The sequence below is a fragment of the Niveispirillum sp. CC-CTL257 genome, from assembly GCF_059489915.1.
On sequence record NZ_JCAJXE010000001.1, the window covers coordinates 1,793,536 to 1,812,922 of the forward strand.

A 19,387-nucleotide genomic window follows, 5' to 3' on the forward strand; every position below is an offset into this window, starting at 1 on the left:
CGGGCCAACTTTTGGAACTGACTGAACGGAAAAATTTGCCCCGCCGCAGGGGCACCCACGCCGGGATCAGGCCGCAGGGGGCAGCCGCACGGTCACCATTGTTCCCTGCCCCGGCGCGGTGATCAATTCCACAGTGCCGCCCAGGGTGCCGGAGACCAGATTATGCACGATATGCAGCCCCAGGCCGGCAGCGCCGGAACCACGGCGCGTCGTGAAGAACGGGTTGAAGGCCTGGACCCGGACGGCTTCTTCCATGCCCACGCCATTGTCAGACACCCGGAGGATGATATCCGCCCCCTCAAGGCGCAGTTCCAGATGGATGATCGGGTCCGCCACCCCGTCAAACGCATGCATCACGGCATTCTGCACAAGATGCGTGACCGTGCGGGTGATCGCACCCGGCACGACATGCCGCAGCAGCCCCTCCTCCAGTCTGGTTTCCAATCGGATCGGGCTGTTACGCAGCAGCAGTTCGATGCTGGGCAATATCTCCCGCAGATACTGCGCCACATCCAGATCCTCATGCTGTTCGTCCGACTGGCCGACGGCGACCTGCTTGAAGCTCTGCACAAGATCGGCTGACCGCCGCAGATTGTTGACAACCGTGCGGGCCGTCTCCCCCACATCGTCGATGAACCCGTCCAGGCCCGTTCGGGTCAGCCGTTTTTCGACGATCTGGGCTGCCAGTTCCTGAACCCGTTCCTCCATGAAACTGGCACCGGTCAGCGCCACGCCCAGCGGCGTATTGATCTCATGCGCCACGCCGGCCACCAGCCCGCCCAGCGACGCCAGTTTCTCCTTCTGGACCAGTTGCGCCTGTGTGGCCCGCAATTCGGTCAGCGACTGTTCCAGGGCCGCCGACCGCCGGGCCAGATCGGCGGTGCGATCCGACACCACTTGTTCCAGACGGGAATTATACTCCTGCAGCGCGGTACGGGCGCGGTCCAGTTCATCGAACAGGCGGGCATTGGCGATGGCGATGGCCGCCTGTGCCGCCAGCACGCGCAGAAGCTCCACCCGATCCGCCGTGAACGCCCCCGCCGTCAGGTCGTTCTCCAGGTAAAGAACGCCGATGCAACGGCCCTGATGCACGACCGGCACGCCCAGCACCGAAACCGCACTGGACCGGTCCCAGCGGCGGTGGCTGGGGAACCGCGTCTGCACTCGCGCATCCTCAATCAGCACGGTTTCCAGCGTGCGTTCCACATAGAGCAGCAGCGGCTCCGGCAGCCGCACCCCGACGGGGCCGGTGTCGTCCGCCCGCTCCCCCTCGCCCAGGCTGCGTTCGGCCACCAGGGTGCGCCCCTGATCCTCGGTCAGGGTCAGGGCGGCATAGCGCGCGCCCGCATTCTCCATGGCCAGGTCCAGCACCCGACCCGTCAGACGGTGCAGAACGATCTCACCAGCGATGGCCTGCCCGGTCTTCGTGACGGTGGACACGTCGAGCGCCTGATGTGTCCCGGCCTCGTCCGCTCCACCATCGCCGGAAAGCCCTTCCAGCGCATCGGGAAACTCACCCGCCAGCTGCGCCGCCTTGCCCAGGGCGCCATAGCGGCGGTACAGCAGCCACGCCTCCCGCATCTGGGCGGCGGCCTGACGGTCGCGGGCCAGGCGCAGCAGGGCGCGGCCATGGCGTTCGGCGGCCAGCGCCGCATCGCCCACGAACCCCTCCGCCAGGGCCATATCGACAGCATCCGCAAAGGCCGACAGCCCGTCCCTGGCCGGCGTCAAAGCGGCCAGTTCCGCCTCCAGCAGGCGCACACGGTGGGCATTGTTGGCCGGCGCGTGCCGGGCCCAGCGGCGTAGCAGCTTCAGGTCGGCCCGCACCTGCCGACGCGCCGCCCGCTTGTCCAGCCAGTTGGCACCCGTCGCCAACCCGTCCAGCAGGGCCAGCGCCTCATACCAATTGAACGGCGCCACCCAGGCCGACGCCAGCACCGACCGCAGCTGTGGCCGCACCTCTGCCGCCAGGGTCCGGGCCAGATCAGCCCGATCAAACACCAGAAGCGTGTATATCTGCCTGATCTTGAAGGCGATTTCGCCGGTCCGGCTGTCGGCCAGCCCCTCATAGGGCAATATCTCGTTCAGCCCACCCAGTTCCGGCCGCCGCAGCCGCTCAATCAGCAGCAGCGGATTGCGCGCCGTCTCCGCGATCAGGCGCAGGTCGCGGCGCATCGCGAAGGCCATGGCCGCCTGGGTGGATTTCAGCTCCATATCCAGATCGGTGCGGCAGACCGTATGGCAGGTCATCTCCGCCATGGCGCACAGACCGGCCCGGTCATAGAAGCCATTGGCCAGCAGTTCCTTGGACACTTCGCCGGCCAGGGTCGCCATCTCGCGCACATGCGCGGTCCAATGCTGCACCACCACCACATGGTTGGGCACATGCACCACCGTGCCGAACCGTTCGCCCAGCCGCATCGCCACCTCGCCCAGGCGGCTGCCACGGGCGATATCGTTCAAGGCCCCGATGAAGATGACCCCGCTGCCCGTGAAGCAATTGGTGGCATACGGCGTCATCCCATGCTGCAAAGACAGCAACACCCCCTTCAGCGACAGGATCGGCAGCAGGGGAGAGGCCAGCGAATAGGCGGTGCGGATGGCGGATGCCAGCAGCCGCATCACCTGCAGCATGCGCGGATCGTCCATGGCCGGCAGCGCTGCCAGTTCCGCCGCACCGCGCCTGCCCATCCGCCAGAACAGGGCAGCAATCAGGCGCAGCGTATCGCGCTTGGCATTGTCCGCCGACAAGGGCAGGTCCAGCAGCCGCAGCCCCTCCAGGGCGGCATCCAGCGCATCGCCGAAATTGTTGCGCGCCTCATTGGCCAGCACCACCAACTCACACAGCTCCGCCCGGCGCGCATTGTCAGGCGCCATGGCCGACAGCTCGGCCCGCAGCGCCTCGAACGCCTGGAAATCCTGAGCCAGATAGGCGCCTTCGGCCGCGTCCATCCACAGCCGCCACCGCGCCTCGCCATCACCGTCGGGCAGCAGCGCCATGGCCATGCGAAACAGGCCATGAGCGATGTCGAACGCCGCCGATCCCCGCGCCTTGATGGCGGCGGCATGGTTCAGCTGCGCCAGACCCCGTCTCTCCTCGCCCTGGGTGATCAGGCCGCTGCCCAGGTTAAGATGGCGCACCACCTCGAACGGCAGGCGGACGGCCAGCGCGGCATCGTCGCGCAAGCGCCGCCCAAGCTCCAGATGCACCCGCGCCCGCTCCGCCTCCGGCGTCAGCAAATAGGCGGCCTTGTGCAGCCGGTCATGGGTGAAGCGGTAGACGCTGGCCGCCCCCCCCTCATCCTCCACCAGCACGCAATAGCCATCGCGCAGCGCCGGTTCCAGACGGCTCAGGCACAGTTCCGTCGATAAACGGCAAATGGTGGCCAGCAGGCCCAGCTCAAACCGGTTGCCGATACAGGCCGCCAGTCGCAGCACATCCTGCGTCTGATCCGGCAGCAGGCCCAGCCGGGCGGCCAGCAGATCGGCCACATCATCGGGCAGGCTGGCCCGTTCCACCGCCGCCACATCCCCGCGCCAGCACCCGGCCTGTGCGTCAAACCGGATGACGTGGGCGGCAGCCAGGGCCGTCAACAACTGACCCAGGAAGAACGGGTTCCCCCCGCTCTTGGCCGTCAGCAGGGTGGCAAGCTGCGCCACCTCCGCATCATCACCGCCCAACGCCTCCACCAACCAGGCGCGGACATGGTCAGGGGCCAGCGGCTGCGGCACGATGGTGGTGACATTGATGCTGCGTTCCACCAGACCCAGCATGCGGGTCAGCGGATGGCCGCCATCCACCTCCTGGTCCCGGAACGCCCCGATCACCAGCAGGTGGTGGGCCTCCGGATCAATCAGCAGGCTTTCCAGCAGCTTCAGCGACGCCACATCCGCCCATTGCAGATCATCCAGGAACAGGACCAGCGGATGTTCGGCCCCGGCAAATTCCAGAAGAAAGGCCGACACCGTCTGCTGAAACCGGTTCTGCGCCTGGATGGGCGGCAACGGCTGCGGCACCGCCTGCGGCCCCAGCACCAGTTCCAGTTCCGGCAACGCCTGTGCCAGCACCCCGGCATTGCGGCCCAGCGCGCGGGACAGCCGCGCTGCCCAATGGGCCAGCACCTCCGGCGGTTCGGTCAGCACCTGTTTGACCAGATCGCGCAAAGGCTGAATCAAGGCCAGGAACGGCACGTCGCGGCGCAGCTGATCGAACTTGCCCTCGGCATAATAGCCGCGCCGCGCGGTCAGGGGACGCTGCACCTCGCGCACCAGCACTGATTTGCCGATGCCCGACCCGCCCGCCACAGCCAGCAGCTCGACATCCCCCTCGCAGGTCCGCTCAAACGCACCGATCAGTTGCCCCACCTCCTGATCGCGTCCGAACAGGCGCTGCGGCAGCACCAGCTGACGCGGACGGTCGCCGCGCGACGGCTGGAACCGGATGATCCGGCCCGTGGCCCGCCATTCCAGCATGGCCGTGGCCAAGTCCGATTTCAGGGTAGCGGCCTGCTGATACCGCTGCTCCGCCGCCTTGGCCAGCAGGCGCATGACCAGATCAGCCAGCGGTCCCGGCAGATCGGGGCGCAGGTCGCGGATGGGCCGTGGTTCCCGCGCGATATGGCAATGGACCCAGCCGACGGCATCGCCGGCATTGAAGGGCAGTTGCCCCGTCAGCATCTCGTAATAACAAAGGCCCAGCGAATAAAGGTCGCTGCGGTAATCGACGACGCGGTTCATGCGCCCCGTCTGTTCAGGCGACAGATAGCGCAGATCGCCATCCAGCCGCCCGGCCCCCAGGCCCAGCGCCGCCTCGTTCGGGACCAGCGACGCGCGGCAGAAATTGCCAAGCCGCACCGACCCGTCGGCATCGGCCACCCAGAAGCTGGCGGGCCGGATATCACGGTGGACCATGTCGCCGGCATGCACCTCCTCCACCGCAACCGCCATGTCATGGGCCAGCGGCAGGAAGCGATCCAGCGGCATGCCACCCACGGGGATCAGGTCGCCAAGGCAAGTCTCCGACCGGTCGGACAGCACCAATGTCGGCCCATGCGCAGACTCCGTCAGGGCCAGCACGGCATCAATGCGGGCTGACCCGAACCGGGCCAGCATGTCATGTTCACGGTGGATGGCGGCAATATCGCGGGCCTGACGCAGGGCCGGCACCCGCACCCGCACAGGCTGGCTGTCGGCACCATAGGTGCCGCGAAACAGGATGGTGCGCGTATCGCGCTGTATCTCGTCCGACAGTTTCAGCGGCGATTCCGACGGCGCCATGCCCGTTCCACCCCGACCTTATTCTGGTCTTTCATATCCTTGGATGTATCAGAACATGGCATGTCAGAGGTTGCAAGACAGGATGGCCAACCCCCTATCAAAGATTTCAGTTCTTCAAGTCTTGGGAAGCCCCAGACTTCGCGAAAAACCGCTGCAGCTGTCGCTTCACTTCGCCGACATCCCCGCTGGAATAGCCGTAAAGGGCTTCCAGTCGAAGCGCATCATCCAGGGTGCGGCCGGCGACTTCCAGGATGGTTTCCTTTGCCGACCTGATGGCGACCTGACTTTTGCCTGATATACGCCCCGCCAGTTCCATGGCCGTGGGCAGCAGCATCTCCGGTGCCACCACCCGGCTGACCAGCCCGATGGACAGCGCCTCCGCCGCCGTCACGTCGCGGCCTGTCAGGACAATATCCATGGTCCGCGCCACGCCGATGCTTTGCACCATGCGCACGATGCCACCGTCGCCATGGTGAAATCCGCGATGGATTTCATAGGATCCGAACTTCGCTCCCTCCGCCGCGATGCGGATATCGCAGGCCAATGCCAGTTCGAAACCGCCGGCCAGCGCCCAGCCATTGACCGCTCCGATCACCGGCTTGGCCAGCCGGTGCTGCCCGCGCGTGATGCCGCCCAGACCCGTGGGCACATTGGCGCGCACCGTCAGCATGTCGCCATCCAGGAACTGCGGGATATAATCGGCCAGATCGGCCCCGGCGCAGAAGGCGGGGCCGGACCCGGTCAATACCGCGACATCCAGCCCGTCATCACGGGCAAACGCCTCCCACACCGCATGCAGTTCGGCATTCAGCGCCCGGTCGATGGCGTTCTGCGCCTCCGGCCGGTTCAGTGTAACCAGCGCCACCCGCCCCTCACGCTCAAACCGCAGCTTTTCGAAGGTCATGGGGGCTGTCTCCCGTCGGTCAGATGGACGGCGTCAGCGTAGCCCGCTTTGCTTTGCCCCGCCACAGGCCGGTACGCAGGGACAGCGGGCTGATCCAGAAGCGCCGCTTGGCCAGCCGCCTGATTTTCTCATCCCCCAACGCCGTCTCCAGAATCCGATCCTGGCGCTCCTGCAGGCCCAGGCTCTTATCCCGCGCCAGGCGCCAGCGTTTCAGGTCGCCCGGCGTCGTACACAGCATGCGCTCGCCCACCACGAAAATGGGACGCCAGCGGAACCGCCGGGCAAAGCGCGACCCGAACAGGGCGGAGCGCATGCCATAGCCGGTGAAGGCCTCCTTCACCTCATCCCACAGCGATTTCTGGTTCTTCTGCACCCGACCGTCATTCAGCACGATGCTGGACAGGTTCCAGTCGTGATAGAACATGTCCTTGCCCACGGCGTTGCGCGCCAGATACTCGTCATAAAGCAGGCTGCCCTTCTGCGCGATCAGGTTGGCCGAGTAATGGTAATCGCAGACGACACCGCAAGCACCGGTGCCGGAGAAGTCACTCCGCTCCCCCTGCGGCGGAGAGATGAACAGGCCGACGACATAGATACCCTGGCTGTTCAGCCGCTTATAGACATCCGAATACATGCCCACCACGTCGGACGCCCGCACCCCCTTGCGGTGGGATTTCAGCCAGGCCGGGTCCAGGCTTTCGATGCCCATCATGCAGAAGCGCAGGCCCGCCTTGGCGGCCAGCACCTCGAACCCCGGCGTCTTGGTAACCGTATCGCCGCGCAGGAAGCTGCCCCAGCGCATGTCCAGCCCCCGCTCCACCATACCTTCCAGCAGCTTGATCGTATGCCGGTGGTCGCCGCCGAAATTATCATCAGTGAAGATGAATTCCCGCACCCCCTTGGCATGCAAGGCCGTCAGTTCCTCCAGCACCCGCTCCACCGATTTGTAGCGCTGCTTGTAGTCCCAGAACTTGTTGATATTGCAGAAGTCGCAGCGCTGCGGACAGCCGCGGGAGATTTCGACCGCAGCCGCAAAGCCCTGACTCATGCCCATGCCATAGGGGGCGAAGTCAAACCGGCTCCAGTCCGGGACCGGCGCCTTGTTAATGTCGATCAGGGGGAGCTGCGCATTGGATTTCTGCGCCGCGCCATCGGCACCCTTCCACCACAGGTTCGGCACGTCGGACAGATCCACCTGCCAGCCCGTCAGATGCTGGATCAGGCGGCGGAAGGGGATCTCCCCCTCCTTCACCACAATATAATCGGCACCCAGCGCCAGCCAGCGTTCGGGCCAGGCGCTGGCATGGTTGCCACCCAGGATGATCTTGACCTTGGGGTTCAGTTCGCGGGCCAGACGGATGGTCATTTCCGTGTCCATGGCCTTCAGGGATGTCATTACGCTGATGCAGATGATGTCAGGTTTTGCCAGCCGGTGCTTATAGGCGGCAAAGGTCTCACGCGCCACATAGCCATCGAAAATCTCATAATCGATGGACAGGTCCGCGATGGAGGAAACCAGGATGGGATAGACCGCACTGGGCATCTTCACCATCTCGCCCAACGTATCGACGGGAATGGGCCAGCTGTCGATCAGGGTCTTGGGATGCAGGAACAGGATATCCAGCGTTTTCGGGCTGACCGGCGGCATCGGATCAGGCCCCCAGAAGGCAGCGGCCCGTTCCTCAGCAGCCAGTTTGCTGATCCCTTCCATGAATGCCCCCGTTAACCCTGTTTTCCATTGTGGAAGCCAGTACAACCGTGACCGGTCGCTTCGTCAAGCCACCTTGGTCATATGCCCTTCTCCCGACATGCGGAAAGGGGCATCGGGTCAGCAAACCATGCCCCGCCGGAAGCACTTGACCCGGACGGGCCAGTCAGGCCAGATCATCCCCACACCCATGCGGGAGAGCGCGGATAAAGCCGCCGCCGAAGGAGCAACCGCCCCGGAATCTCTCAGGCACCCGAACCGCATGGGGCCGATGACATCCGAAGAGTGGACGGGATGGCACCGCCGCCCGCCCCGCCGAAGGAGAAAGCCGCCGGTGCATGCCGCACCGATGGCGAAACTCTCAGGCCCAGATACGGATGGGGCATGCAACCAACCACCCATGCGGTGGGAAAGGAAAGCCATGCCTGCCACCTGCCAAACGCGACAACCCATGCGTGGGCTTTACCGACCACTTTCCAAACGCAGGGGTGCCGCACTATGCTCTCGGCGCGCCGGCGCCGTGCCGGATATGATCTGGCCCCATCAGGAAAGATTGACACGATGAGCGTTGCCGTGTTGGACAGCCCCTTGACCGCAAAGAGTCTCGTGACTCCGGATTTCTGGCTCGGGATGAATCCACGCCTGCACGTGGCGGATGGTCAGTTCCTGAGCACGTTCACGCCGTTCAACATCGATGCTGATCTGGCGAAGCGGGCACGCGAACTGGTTTTGCGTGAGGGGTACATCCATCTTCCGGGACCCATTCCCTGGGGGCTGCCCCTCGACGCGATGCGCGATGCGGTCGGTAACCTGAAAGGTGCCGGGCTGTCGCCGGTCTTCGCCTATGCCTATGACGAATTCTGGGTCATTTTCGCCAGACTGCATAACCTCATTCAGGCGATCCTGGGCGATGATTACATGATGTTGCCGGATTTCTGGGCTTGGCATGTGGACCCGCGCGCGGGCGAGGCTGGATGGTCGCCACACCGGGATAAGGGCCGCCAGTCGCTGTTTCCGGATGGCACACCCAAGAGCCTGACAATCTGGCTGCCATTGTCGAATGCCAATCCGCTCAACGGCTGCATGTATATGCTGCCTGCGGATCGGGATAAGACCTACAACACGGAAAATGAGCGGCAGTGGGCTCCGAACCTGCCGGATATTCGGGCGCTGCCTGCTACGGCCGGTGATATTTTCTGCTGGAATCAAGCCGTACTGCATTGGGGTGCGCGCAGTTCGCCGCGCGCGACAGAGCCTCGGGTCAGCATCGCCTTTGAGTTTCAGTTGACGAAGGTGGACCCCTTCAACCGCCCCCTGCTGCCGCCCATGACCGTCCCCGGGATGGAACGCCGTATCTCACTGATATGTAAGCAGATTCTGCAATACAAGCATATGTACCCTCTGTCGGCGGAGCTACAGGCTCTGGCGATGGAAAGGTTGAACATACAGTCCTGATCCAATCTCGCGCTCGGGTACGCCCGCGCCGGCCGGCATTTGCCGGGCCGGGCGGATACCTGCGCCCTTCTCCCGGAATGATCCATCATGACCATCAGCGTCTTCGACCTGTTCAAGATCGGCGTTGGGCCCAGCAGCTCGCACACGATGGGCCCCATGACGGCGGCCTTCCGCTTCACCGCCCGGCTGGCGGAAACGGGGTGGCTGGCCCATACCGACCGTGTCACCGTCACGCTCTATGCCTCGCTGGCACTGACGGGGCGTGGCCATGCCACCGACAGTGCTGCCATCACCGGTCTGGCAGGATTTCAGCCGGCCACGGTCGATCCCGACGCGGCAGAGGCGCTGGTCCGGTCGGTCACGGACAACCACCGCCTGCCACTGGGTGGGACACGGGAGATTGCGTTCGACCCTGAACGCGACATTGAATGGCGCGGGTCAGAACGCCTACCCTTTCACCCCAATGGCATGCTGCTGCGTGCCTTTGATGCCGACGGCACCCTGGTCGCCGCCCGCACCTATTATTCCATCGGCGGCGGCTTCGTCCTGGACGAGGATGAGGCGCGGCAGAACCAGGGCGATGGCGGCAGCGACGGCCCCACCCCGCCCCCGCATTATTACGAAACCGCCGATGGCCTGCTGTCCATCGCGGCGGAGACGGGGCTGTCGATCCCCGACATCATCTTGGCGAACGAGTGCGCGACGAAGCCGGAAGCAGAAGTACGCGCCGGCCTGGACGCCATCTGGTCCGCGATGGAGGCCTGCACCGACCGTGGCATGCGCCAGGACGGCCTTCTGCCCGGTGGGTTGAAGGTGAAACGCCGGGCCGGGCGCCTGCACCGCGATCTGGTGGCCCGTCAGGAACGCATGCTGACCGATCCTTTGTCCGTGCTGGACTGGATCAACCTCTGGGCCTTGGCCGTGAATGAGGAAAATGCCGCCGGCGGCAAGGTGGTGACGGCCCCCACCAACGGTGCGGCGGGCGTGGTGCCCGCGGTCCTGCGCTATTATGACCGGTTCTGTAATGGCAGCCGGGAGGGCCGCCACCGCTTCCTGCTGACCGCTGCCGCCATCGGTGGCCTCTACAAACGCAATGCCAGCATCTCGGCGGCCGAGGTCGGATGCCAGGGCGAAGTGGGTGTCGCCTGTTCCATGGCCGCCGGCGCCCTGGTCGCCGCCCTGGGCGGCACGGCGGCGCAGATCGAAAACGCCGCCGAGATCGGGATGGAGCACAATCTGGGCCTGACCTGTGACCCCATCGGCGGTCTGGTGCAGATCCCCTGCATCGAACGCAACGCCATGGGTGCCATCAAGGCCGTGGACGCCGCCCGTCTGGCCATGATGGGCGATGGTTCCCACCATGTCTCACTGGACCGCGTCATCGAAACCATGCGCCGTACCGGGGCGGATATGAGCGAGCATTACAAGGAAACCTCGCTGGGCGGCCTTGCCGTAAACGTCCCGGAATGCTGACTTTCCGCGTGGTTCCTGTTATGCTGTTCGCCTCAACGCTAAAACTGTACCTGCACGAATTCGGAACGCATGGCTTTCGGAGTTGGAGTGCCATGCGCCTCTGAAACACCCATCGATTTTGTGTTTCACTTGGTTGCGTAGCGCGGATCAAACCATGTCTGCCCTGAACTGATTCAGCACCCGTAGGTCAGGTCGAGCCGCAAGGCGAGCCCTGACAGGAAAGGCTTTCAATCCTTGTCTGTCAGGGCGAGGCTCACGCCTCGACCTGACAGACAATCGCAGGAATTCACAGCTTACGGCATTCGCAACGGGAACGCCGCGCTCTGAAACACTCATCGATTTCATGTTCCACAATGTTGCACAGGGTTAATTTTCCGGCGGTCCCGGTACCTGCACCCGGATGGCGGCGCTGGCGCGCTGGCCGGTGCTGTCCATGACGGTCAGGCGGGAAAAGCCGGGGCCGGCGGGACGCCAGAACCGGCTGTCATCGGGCAGCGGCACATTATCCGCGACCCAGCGGTAAGGCGGGCGACCGCCCGCTGCTGACAGGGAGACACCATCGGCGAGCGCCTCCACCTCCGCCCCATCGGGCGGGAATAGGATGCGCAGGCGTTCAGCGCGCTGGGATGCCGCCACCGGCCCACCCCCATCCAGGCGGGCCAGACCCGGCGGCGGTGTCGCCCGCAGCAGGGCATGATCGGGTTCCGGCAGGGGCCGCGCCGGCCCGTCGGGGGGCAGCAGGTCGAACCCCCGGAACAGCAGGGGGGCCGCCGCCTGCCGTCCCGCCGCACCGGGCCGGGGCGCACCATCGGCCCGGCCAACCCAGACGGCCACGGTGTAATCGCTGGATACACCGACGGTCCAGGCATCGCGAAAGCCAAAGGAGGTACCGGTCTTGAACGCCACCCGCCGCCGCCCGGCAATCCCCTGCCCCCCGGCCAGACCATCGGGAACGGGACTGTCGCGCAGCACGGCCAGAACCGCCCGCGCCGCCGCCGTCCCGACCAGCCGGCCACTAGCGGGGGGTTCCGGCAGATCAATCCGGTATCGTAACGGTCTGGTGATGCCATCATCACCCAACGCGGAATAGAGCATGGCAAGGTCGGCCAGCCGGATGCCGACACCGCCCAGCGCCAGCGGCAACCCCGGCTCTGCTGCCGGCGGCAACAATAATTCTGCTCCCGAAATGGTCAACAGGGCCGCCAACCGCGCCGGCCCCACCCGTTCCAACACCCGGACAGCGGGGATGTTGAGGGAGCGTTGCAGGGCGTCGCGCGCCGTCACCACCCCGTGAAAGCCATCATCAAAATTGCGCGGCAACCAGTCCCCGAACCGCTGCGGCGCATCGTCGATCAGGGTGCCGGGATGCAGGGACAGATCGTCAAAGGCCAAGGCATAGATGAAGGGCTTCAGCGCCGATCCCGGCGACCGCACGGCCCGTGACAGGTCCAGCTGCCGCGTCCGCCAGTCCCCGCTGCCCAGATAGGCCAGGATGCGGCGATCCCGGTTGGCGATGACCAAGACCGACAGGTCGCCCCCCGCCTCCATCCGCGCCTGCTCCGCCCGACCCACGGCCTCCAGCGCGCGTTGCAGGTCGGCCCGCACGCCGGTGCGGATGACTTCGCCGGGCTGGGCCCCAGCGACCAGCCGTTCGGCCAGATGCGGGGCCAGCATGGGCAGGGGCAGCATGGTGGTGGGCAGCGGTTCAGCCTTGGCCGCCGCCGCCACATCCGCCGCGATCAGGCCCGCCGCCACGGCCCGGTCCAACACCTTGGCCCGCGCCGCCCTTGCCGCATCCGGATACCGGTCAGGCCGCAGCCTTTCCGGCGATTGCGGCAGGGCCACCAGCAGGGCCGCCTGCGCCGGGGTCAGCCGGTCCGGCTCCCGCCCGAACCAGGCCAGCGAAGCGGCCCGCACCCCCTCCAGCGGCCCGCCAAAGGGGGCCAGGCTCATATAGAGCGAGAGGACCCCGTCCCCGCCCAACCGGCGGCGCAGCTGCAAGGCCCGCAGCCCCTCCGTTACCTTAGCCGGCAGGGTGCGCGGCTGCGGCGACAAAAGGCGGGCCGCCTGCATGGTCAGGGTGGAAGCACCAGAGATCACCCGCCCGTGCCGCACCGCCTGCCCCATGGCGCGGACGATGGCCAGCGGATCGACGCCGGGATGCCAGCCATGGCGGCGATCCTCCACGGCCAGCAGCATGGCCCGGTAAAGCGGGTCAATGCGGGCGCTGTCGGTCGCCAGCCGCCACGCCCCCTCCGCCGTTGGGAAGGCGCGCAGCAGCCGGCCCTCGCTGTCCAGCACCTCCGCCGACCGCCCGTCCCACCGGCCCATATCGGGCGGCAGGGCAAGATCGGCGGTCACCGCCAGCCCGGTCAGGGCCAGCAGGACCGCTGCCAGCACCCGCCGGCGGCGCCCGCTGATCACTCCGCCACCTCAATCCGGCCCATTGCCGTCCGGGCCTTCACCTTGGGCACATACATATGCTCCGCCACCACCGCCGGCAGGGCAAAGGACCCCGGCGTCACAGCGCGGACGGCGTAGGCGACGCGGAAGCCCCAGCGAGCGTCAATCTTGAAGCCGGAAATACCGGCGGCACCCTTGTCCCCTTCCCGGTCGGCGGGCAGGGATAGGGCCGCCACAAACCGGTCGTCACGCCCCTCGGCAATGTTGGTGCCAGACAGCGTGCCCAGCCAGCCATAGCCAGCCTGCTCCGGCTTGATCACGCCCTCCACCTCCAACCCGGCGGGCAGCAGGTCCAGGATGGCATAGTCGCCGGAAACGGCGGCCATGCCGGCATTTCCTTCCACCACCACGATGATCCGGTCATTCTGCTTGATAGTCGCCGGGTCGACGGGCTGCCCGTCAGCGGTATAGAGGCTTTTGCGCAGGGCGATCCCGGCCTCCGTCGCCGGCACCGGCTCCACCGGTACGCCCTCTATCGACAGGGTACGGTAAAGGCCCGTATCGCCCTGGTTGGCCAGTGTCAGACCGGCGCGCAGCCGGTCCAGCGGGATGGACGCCGATACCGGATCGCCGGTACCAACGGGCGCTCCATCCAGGCTGACAGCCAGCTTCGCCCCCTTAGGGGCCAGTCCGGCAGCAGCCCGCAGGATCCAGACCTTTTCCTGGGTGTTCGTCTCCTCCGCGCGGGTATCCAGGACCTGTGCGGTGTCCAGCAGGGCCGGGATCGCCACGCCGCGCCCACCCGCCGCCATCAGGCTGGCAATGGCATAGGTGTCGCGCAGGCGGCTGCCATAGGTGTCGGTACGGACCGGCAGCTTGGGGCGCTTGCCCGTCCGCCGCGCCATGTCGCGCGCCGCATCCTCCTCCGCCTCCTTCGCGGCCCAATCGGCCAGCTTCTGGCGGGCAGCATCGAACGACTGGCCGGCCCGTGCCCGCTCACCCACGGCGTCCAGGGCCGCACCCAGATGGGCGGCGGCCAGGGCCTGTTCGGGCATGTTGCTGTCATGGAAATAGCGCAAGTCGCCGACATTGGCCTTGCCCTTGCGGGCCAGGACCCAGGCAGCATAGGCCCGCACCGCCGGCGGGTAGGATCGGCTGGAGGCGTCGCCCAGCCAGTTCCGGCCGAGCACCAGCGCGTCCGCCGATATCACAAAGCCCTGGTCGGAGGCCAGTTCCAGGAAGTCCATGGCGAAGACCGACAGCCAGGGATCGGCGGCGTCGCCATACTGACCCCACGTGCGGAAGCCTCCCTCCGGGTCCTGCATGGACAGGACGCGGTCGATACTGTCCTGCACACGGTCGGCAATGGCCTTGTCCTGCTTCGTGCCCGCCAGCAGGGCCAGATCATTGAACCAGAGCAGGGGCATGGCCCGGCTGACCGTCTGTTCCAGACATCCGAACGGATACCGGTCCAGCCAGCGCAGCATGCCCGGCACATCGATCCCCTGCCAGCGAGAGACGGACAGCGACACCGCCTCCGTCCCCGGCACCAGCCCGGTCAGGAGATCGGTGGGCAGGACAGCATTCTCCCCCGGTGCCAGTGTCGCCACGATCTCCCGCGTCACGGGCAGTTGTGGCGGACGCACCTGAATCGGCCAGGACCGTTCCACCTGGAACCCGCCCGGTCCCGAGACCGACAGGGTGACGGTTCCGATCCCGGCTTCGGCGCCATCCAGGGGCGCGGTGAAGACCTGCCGTTCGCCGGTGGCAAGCGTGATGGAACTGTCCGCCTGCCCGCCCGTGACAGCGCCCTTGGCAGCCAAGGACAGGCGATAGTCGCCTGCCGACCCTTCCACATTATGGATCAGGACAGTCGCGCGGCCCCGGTCCGATGGGGACAGGAAGCGGGGCAGGATCACCTCTGCCACCACCGGGTCCCGCACCGTCATGCGCTTTTCGGCTGACCCCAGTTTGTCAGCGTCCCAGGCGACGGCCATCAGGCGCAGTTCGCCCTGAAAATCCGGGATGGTCAGGGGAATATTGGCCTTGCCCGCCGCGTCCAGCGCCACGATGCCGGAGAACAGGGCGACGGTACGGGTCGGCACCACGTCCAAGCCGCGCCCGCCGAACCCGTCACCGCCCTGATCATCGCCCTGGGCCTGCGCCCGGATCAGGCGGCCATAATCATCACGCATCGACACACCCAGTTGCCGCTTGGCCAGGAAATAATCCTGCGGTTTGGGGGTGGCAAAGCGGGTCAGGCCCAGAATGCCCTGATCAACTGCGGCAAGCGTCACATGCGCCTTGGCCCCCGCCCCCTTGACCGCGATGGGAACTGTGATGGTCTGGCGCGGCAGCACCTTATCCGGGGCCGCGATGGCGATATCCAGCGTCCGGCGGCCCGCATCCATGCCCAGCCAGGCAACGCCCACCGCCCGCACCGGCGCATGGCCCAGCGCGGCGTTGAGCGGACGGTAAAGGGTAACCAGGGCATAGGCACCCGGCCCCCAATCCGCCCCGACCTTCACATTGACATCGGCACCACCCGCGGGCACGGCGATACTGCGTGTCTCATGCACGGTCTCGTTGGCGATGACCAGCAGCGCCTCTCCCGCCACCTCGCTGTCGATGCGCAGACGGGCCGTGTCGCCGGGGGCATAGCCAGCAAGGTCGGCAGCCAGTTTCAGGCGGTCGGGACGGTCCGGCCCCGTTTCACCATACCATCCGCTGGAAAAGGCAACGGAGGTGGCAGCCACGCTGGCGCTGTCGGCCACGATCAGCCGGTATCCGCCCCACGTCACGGCCTGCGACAGAACCGATGGCTTGTCGGCGGCAATGTCCAGCGTGCCGCTGGCGATCACTTTCTCACGCGGCACCCGCTGGTATTTCCAGGTGCCACCACTGCGGAACCATTGCCAGGTGGAGGTATCCTTGATCAACCGCCAGGACAGGCCCTTGGCGGCAACCGTGTTGCCATCGGCATCGACGGCAATGACCTCAAACCCCGCCTTGGCGCCTTCCGGCACCGCCTCCTGGAATTGCGGGCGGATACCGATGGACAGCGGCGTCACAGGGACGGGCACATAGACATGTTCGGCGGTGGCCCGCCCACCCGGTTCCCGGATGGCGACATAGATGTCGGCGCGCAGCGGCCTTGTCCCCGGCACCTGCGCCGGGATCATACCTGTCACCTGCGTCTTGCCCACCGCATCTGTCGCCGCCACGGTCAGGTCCACCGGCTCGACATCGAAACTGTCTGCAGGGGTTCCCCATTGATAGCCCTTGTGCTGGGGGAACGGTGCCGGGTCCGGCTCCAGCGTCAGCCGCGCCTCACCGCCCAGGGCGGCACCGGGTGCGCCATAGAGGAAGCGGGCACTGACATTTAGGCTCAGCGCCTCACCGGGTGCCAGCCGGGCCGGTTTGTTATCGATGGCGACGTCCAGGCGCTGCGGCACGAAATCCTGTACCTGGAAACGAACGGACCCGATAGCAGGCCCGTCGGGGTCGGCGTGGGCCACCGCCTCCCACTGCCCCCGGTTGGCGCTGGCCGGCAGGGTGATGGACATATGCCCCGCCGCCCCGCCGCCATCGGGCATTTCCAACCGCTGATGCTCCTTACCGTCCGGGCGTTTCAGCTTGATGGTCAAGCGCCGGCCCGGCAGGGCCGTGGCCTGCGCGTCGCGCAGCAGGGTAGTCAGCTCCACCGTTTCTCCCGGACGATAAATGCCGCGTTCGGTATAAAGGAAGGCATCCGCCGCCGCAGAGGGAGGCCGCCCCTCCACGCCACGGTCGGACAGGTCGAAGCCGGGGCGGCGCAGGTCCAGGAAGTTGAAATCGCCATCCTCGCGATAGGCCATGATCATAACGGGCGCTAGACCGCCCTCGCCGCGCAGCAGCCCGGCGTCGAAATGGAAAAGCCCCTTGCCGTCGCTTTTCGCCTCCCCTAACACGTCATTGTTGCGGGCGACCAGGGACAGGCGGACACCGCTCACGGGCTTGGCGCTGGACAGGGAGCGCACGGACAGGGTCAGCCCATCCGCCCCACGGAAACTGGTCAGGCCCAGATCGGATTGCACCACCCACTGCCCGGCCTGGGGCCGGTAATCGTCGGAATAATAGTAGCTATCATCCCCATCCTGGCGCGGTGCGTCGGGGTTGGTGGCAACCAGAAGATAGGCACCGGGTTCCGTCTTGCCGATGGCATCGGCCAGCGGGAAAAGGGTGGTGACGGCGCTATTGCGGGGGCCCGTCACGGCCACCTCGCCCTGCCAGACCAGACGGCCCTCATCCTGCTCCACCTCCCTGGCGCTGTAGGGGTAGAAGCTGCGTTCATCCACGAAATCCTGCCGCATGCGGGCCAGCATGCGGTCACCGATGCGGTAGAGCTTGATGGCGAGCCGGTCGACATTGACGGTGGTGATTGGCAGGCCGTCGCCCATTTCACGTGGCAGGATGAAGCCCTGACCCAGCGCCACCGCCGGCTGCCGGTCAGTCAGGGTCAGGGCGACGGTCGCCGCCGCCTCCAGCGTGCCACCACCGGCCCCTGCCGGCAAACCGGGGCGCAGGGTGGCCTGATATTCGGTGCCGAAGGTCAGGCCTGACAGGCACAGTTTTTCCCGCGCGACCCGGAAGCCGGCGCGGGTGTCGGCGGGCAACTCGACATAATCGGCGTAATTGACGCTACCGGTCTCGTCCAATGGCTTATTGAAGACCAGACAGGCCTCCGCAACGGCACCACCTGCTTCCGTCGTGACGCGGGTAAAACGGAAGGCACGGTCGTCCGGTGTTGCGGGCGGCAGGGATCTGGCCGTCACCGGCTGTGTCGCGGTCACTGGTGGCGGGGTCAGGGTTTCCGCCGCCCGGTCGGCGGGCCGCATGGCCTGCCACCCGGCGAAGGCAACACCGCCCAAGGCCAGCAGCCCGACAGCCGCAAGCACCATACGCCTGGACACCGCCATCATTCCCTCCCCCGTACAGTCCCGGTTGAGAGAGTGCCCACAGCTTTATGGCAATACAACGGTCAGGGCTGGACGTATGTCTTACGAACGACGGTTGCGCTTGTTCTCATACATGCGCGCATCCGCCTGCCGCAGGGCCTCATCAGGGGTCAAGCGATGCGGATCAGCATGCACGACACCAAAACTGGCACCTGGATAGTCGACCACTGCGGTGCCCAGATCGTAGCGACCCTGAATCAACGGGGCCAGCCGGCGCTGCGGCGCGTCGTCGGTATCACCATCGCCAGGAGACGTCAGGCCGATGACGACAAATTCGTCCCCGCCCAAGCGGCCAAGCATGTCACCGGCCCGCAATCCCTTCGACAAACGCCGCCCGACCTCCACCAGGAAGACATCACCGGCGTCGTGGCCATGGGAATCGTTGATCTTCTTGAAACCGTCCAGGTCGATGAAGGCGACCAGAACCCGTTGTCCCGTGCGCCGGCCGATGGCGAACAGGCGGTCCAGTTCCGTCAGCGCGCAGCGGCGGTTCGGCAGACCGGTCAGGGCATCGGTGGCGGACTCGGTCTCCAGCGCCGCATTGGCCCTTTGCAACTCCTCCAGCAGACGCTCACGCTCCAACTGCTGACCGATCAGGGTAGAAAACAGCGACAGGGCCTGCTGCCCCTGCGACGTCAGCGGTTGCCGGTCGCTGCTGGCGGCACAGAGCGTGCCGTAAAGGTGATCCCGTCCCAGATAGACGGGCGTGGAGGCGTAGGTCTGGATGCCAAGGGCCTTGGCCGCCTCGGAATCACCCCAGCAGGCGGCGACATCCTCGGTATAAGCCCGCCCTTCCTCCAGTGCGCGCTTGCACAGCGTGTCGCCCCAGGGAACCGATAGACCTTCCGGTATCTGCATGGTCCGGCTGTTGCGGGAAAAGACGATGGTCTGCAACCCGGCGCCGGTATCGATATGGGTCAGGTAGGTGCTTTCAAGCCCCGTCACCAGTTCCAGCAACTCAAGCAGGGGCCGTGTGAGTTGCTCCACCGTCCGGGCGGCGCCCAGCGTCTCTGACACTTTGCCGAGAAGGTCCGTCTGCACGGGCATTCCCCAAGCCTGCTTCACACCCTGATATGCGCATCATTTTCTCAGCGAACCGTGTCGCTGCACTAGCCCTCTTTTCGGATAGGTCCCAAGATGTAGACCGGTGTCAGTGCATCAGCGACTACT

General features: G+C 66.1%; 8 protein-coding genes and 1 riboswitch. Of the genes, 2 read left to right on the plus strand and 6 right to left on the minus strand.

Going from position 1 to position 19,387, the window contains the following annotated elements:
* Positions 1-66: 66 nt before the first annotated feature.
* The 3 genes from ABC729_RS08560 to ABC729_RS08570 all read right to left on the minus strand — a co-directional run bounded on the left by ABC729_RS08560 (position 67) and on the right by ABC729_RS08570 (position 7,892).
* Complete coding sequence (locus ABC729_RS08560; RefSeq protein WP_495607201.1) at positions 67-5,277, minus strand: trifunctional serine/threonine-protein kinase/ATP-binding protein/sensor histidine kinase; 5,211 nt, start codon at positions 5,275-5,277, stop codon at positions 67-69.
* Between the two features lie 106 nt (positions 5,278-5,383).
* Positions 5,384-6,181, minus strand: a complete 798-nt coding sequence (locus tag ABC729_RS08565; RefSeq protein WP_495607202.1) for an enoyl-CoA hydratase/isomerase family protein — start codon at positions 6,179-6,181, stop codon at positions 5,384-5,386.
* A gap of 19 nt (positions 6,182-6,200) precedes the next feature.
* Complete coding sequence (locus ABC729_RS08570; RefSeq protein ID WP_495607203.1) at positions 6,201-7,892, minus strand: B12-binding domain-containing radical SAM protein; 1,692 nt, start codon at positions 7,890-7,892, stop codon at positions 6,201-6,203.
* Positions 7,893-8,072: 180 nt separating this feature from the next.
* Positions 8,073-8,160: riboswitch (glycine riboswitch) on the plus strand.
* Between the two features lie 113 nt (positions 8,161-8,273).
* Here ABC729_RS08570 and ABC729_RS08575 point away from each other — a divergent pair.
* Positions 8,274-9,344 carry a phytanoyl-CoA dioxygenase family protein gene (locus ABC729_RS08575; protein ID WP_495607204.1) on the plus strand — a complete coding sequence of 357 codons (1,071 nt, stop codon included), beginning with the start codon at positions 8,274-8,276 and terminating at the stop codon, positions 9,342-9,344.
* 87 nt (positions 9,345-9,431) lie between these two features.
* Entirely contained in the window at positions 9,432-10,817 is a 1,386-nt protein-coding gene (locus ABC729_RS08580) for an L-serine ammonia-lyase (RefSeq protein ID WP_495607205.1), read from the plus strand.
* A gap of 366 nt (positions 10,818-11,183) precedes the next feature.
* Here ABC729_RS08580 and pbpC read toward each other — a convergent pair whose 3' ends face one another.
* From pbpC to ABC729_RS08595, 3 genes are all read right to left on the minus strand, one after another.
* Positions 11,184-13,241: a penicillin-binding protein 1C gene (pbpC, locus tag ABC729_RS08585; protein WP_495607206.1), complete on the minus strand. Its 2,058-nt coding sequence runs from the start codon at positions 13,239-13,241 to the stop codon at positions 11,184-11,186.
* Positions 13,238-18,172, minus strand: coding sequence for an alpha-2-macroglobulin family protein (locus ABC729_RS08590; RefSeq protein WP_495607207.1), 4,935 nt, complete (start codon positions 18,170-18,172; stop codon positions 13,238-13,240). Before ABC729_RS08590 ends, pbpC begins: the two co-directional genes overlap by 4 nt.
* Before the next feature lie 87 nt (positions 18,173-18,259).
* On the minus strand, positions 18,260-19,264 hold the full coding sequence (locus ABC729_RS08595; RefSeq protein ID WP_495607208.1) for a sensor domain-containing diguanylate cyclase: 1,005 nt from the start codon (positions 19,262-19,264) through the stop codon (positions 18,260-18,262).
* Between the last annotated feature and the right edge of the window lie 123 nt (positions 19,265-19,387).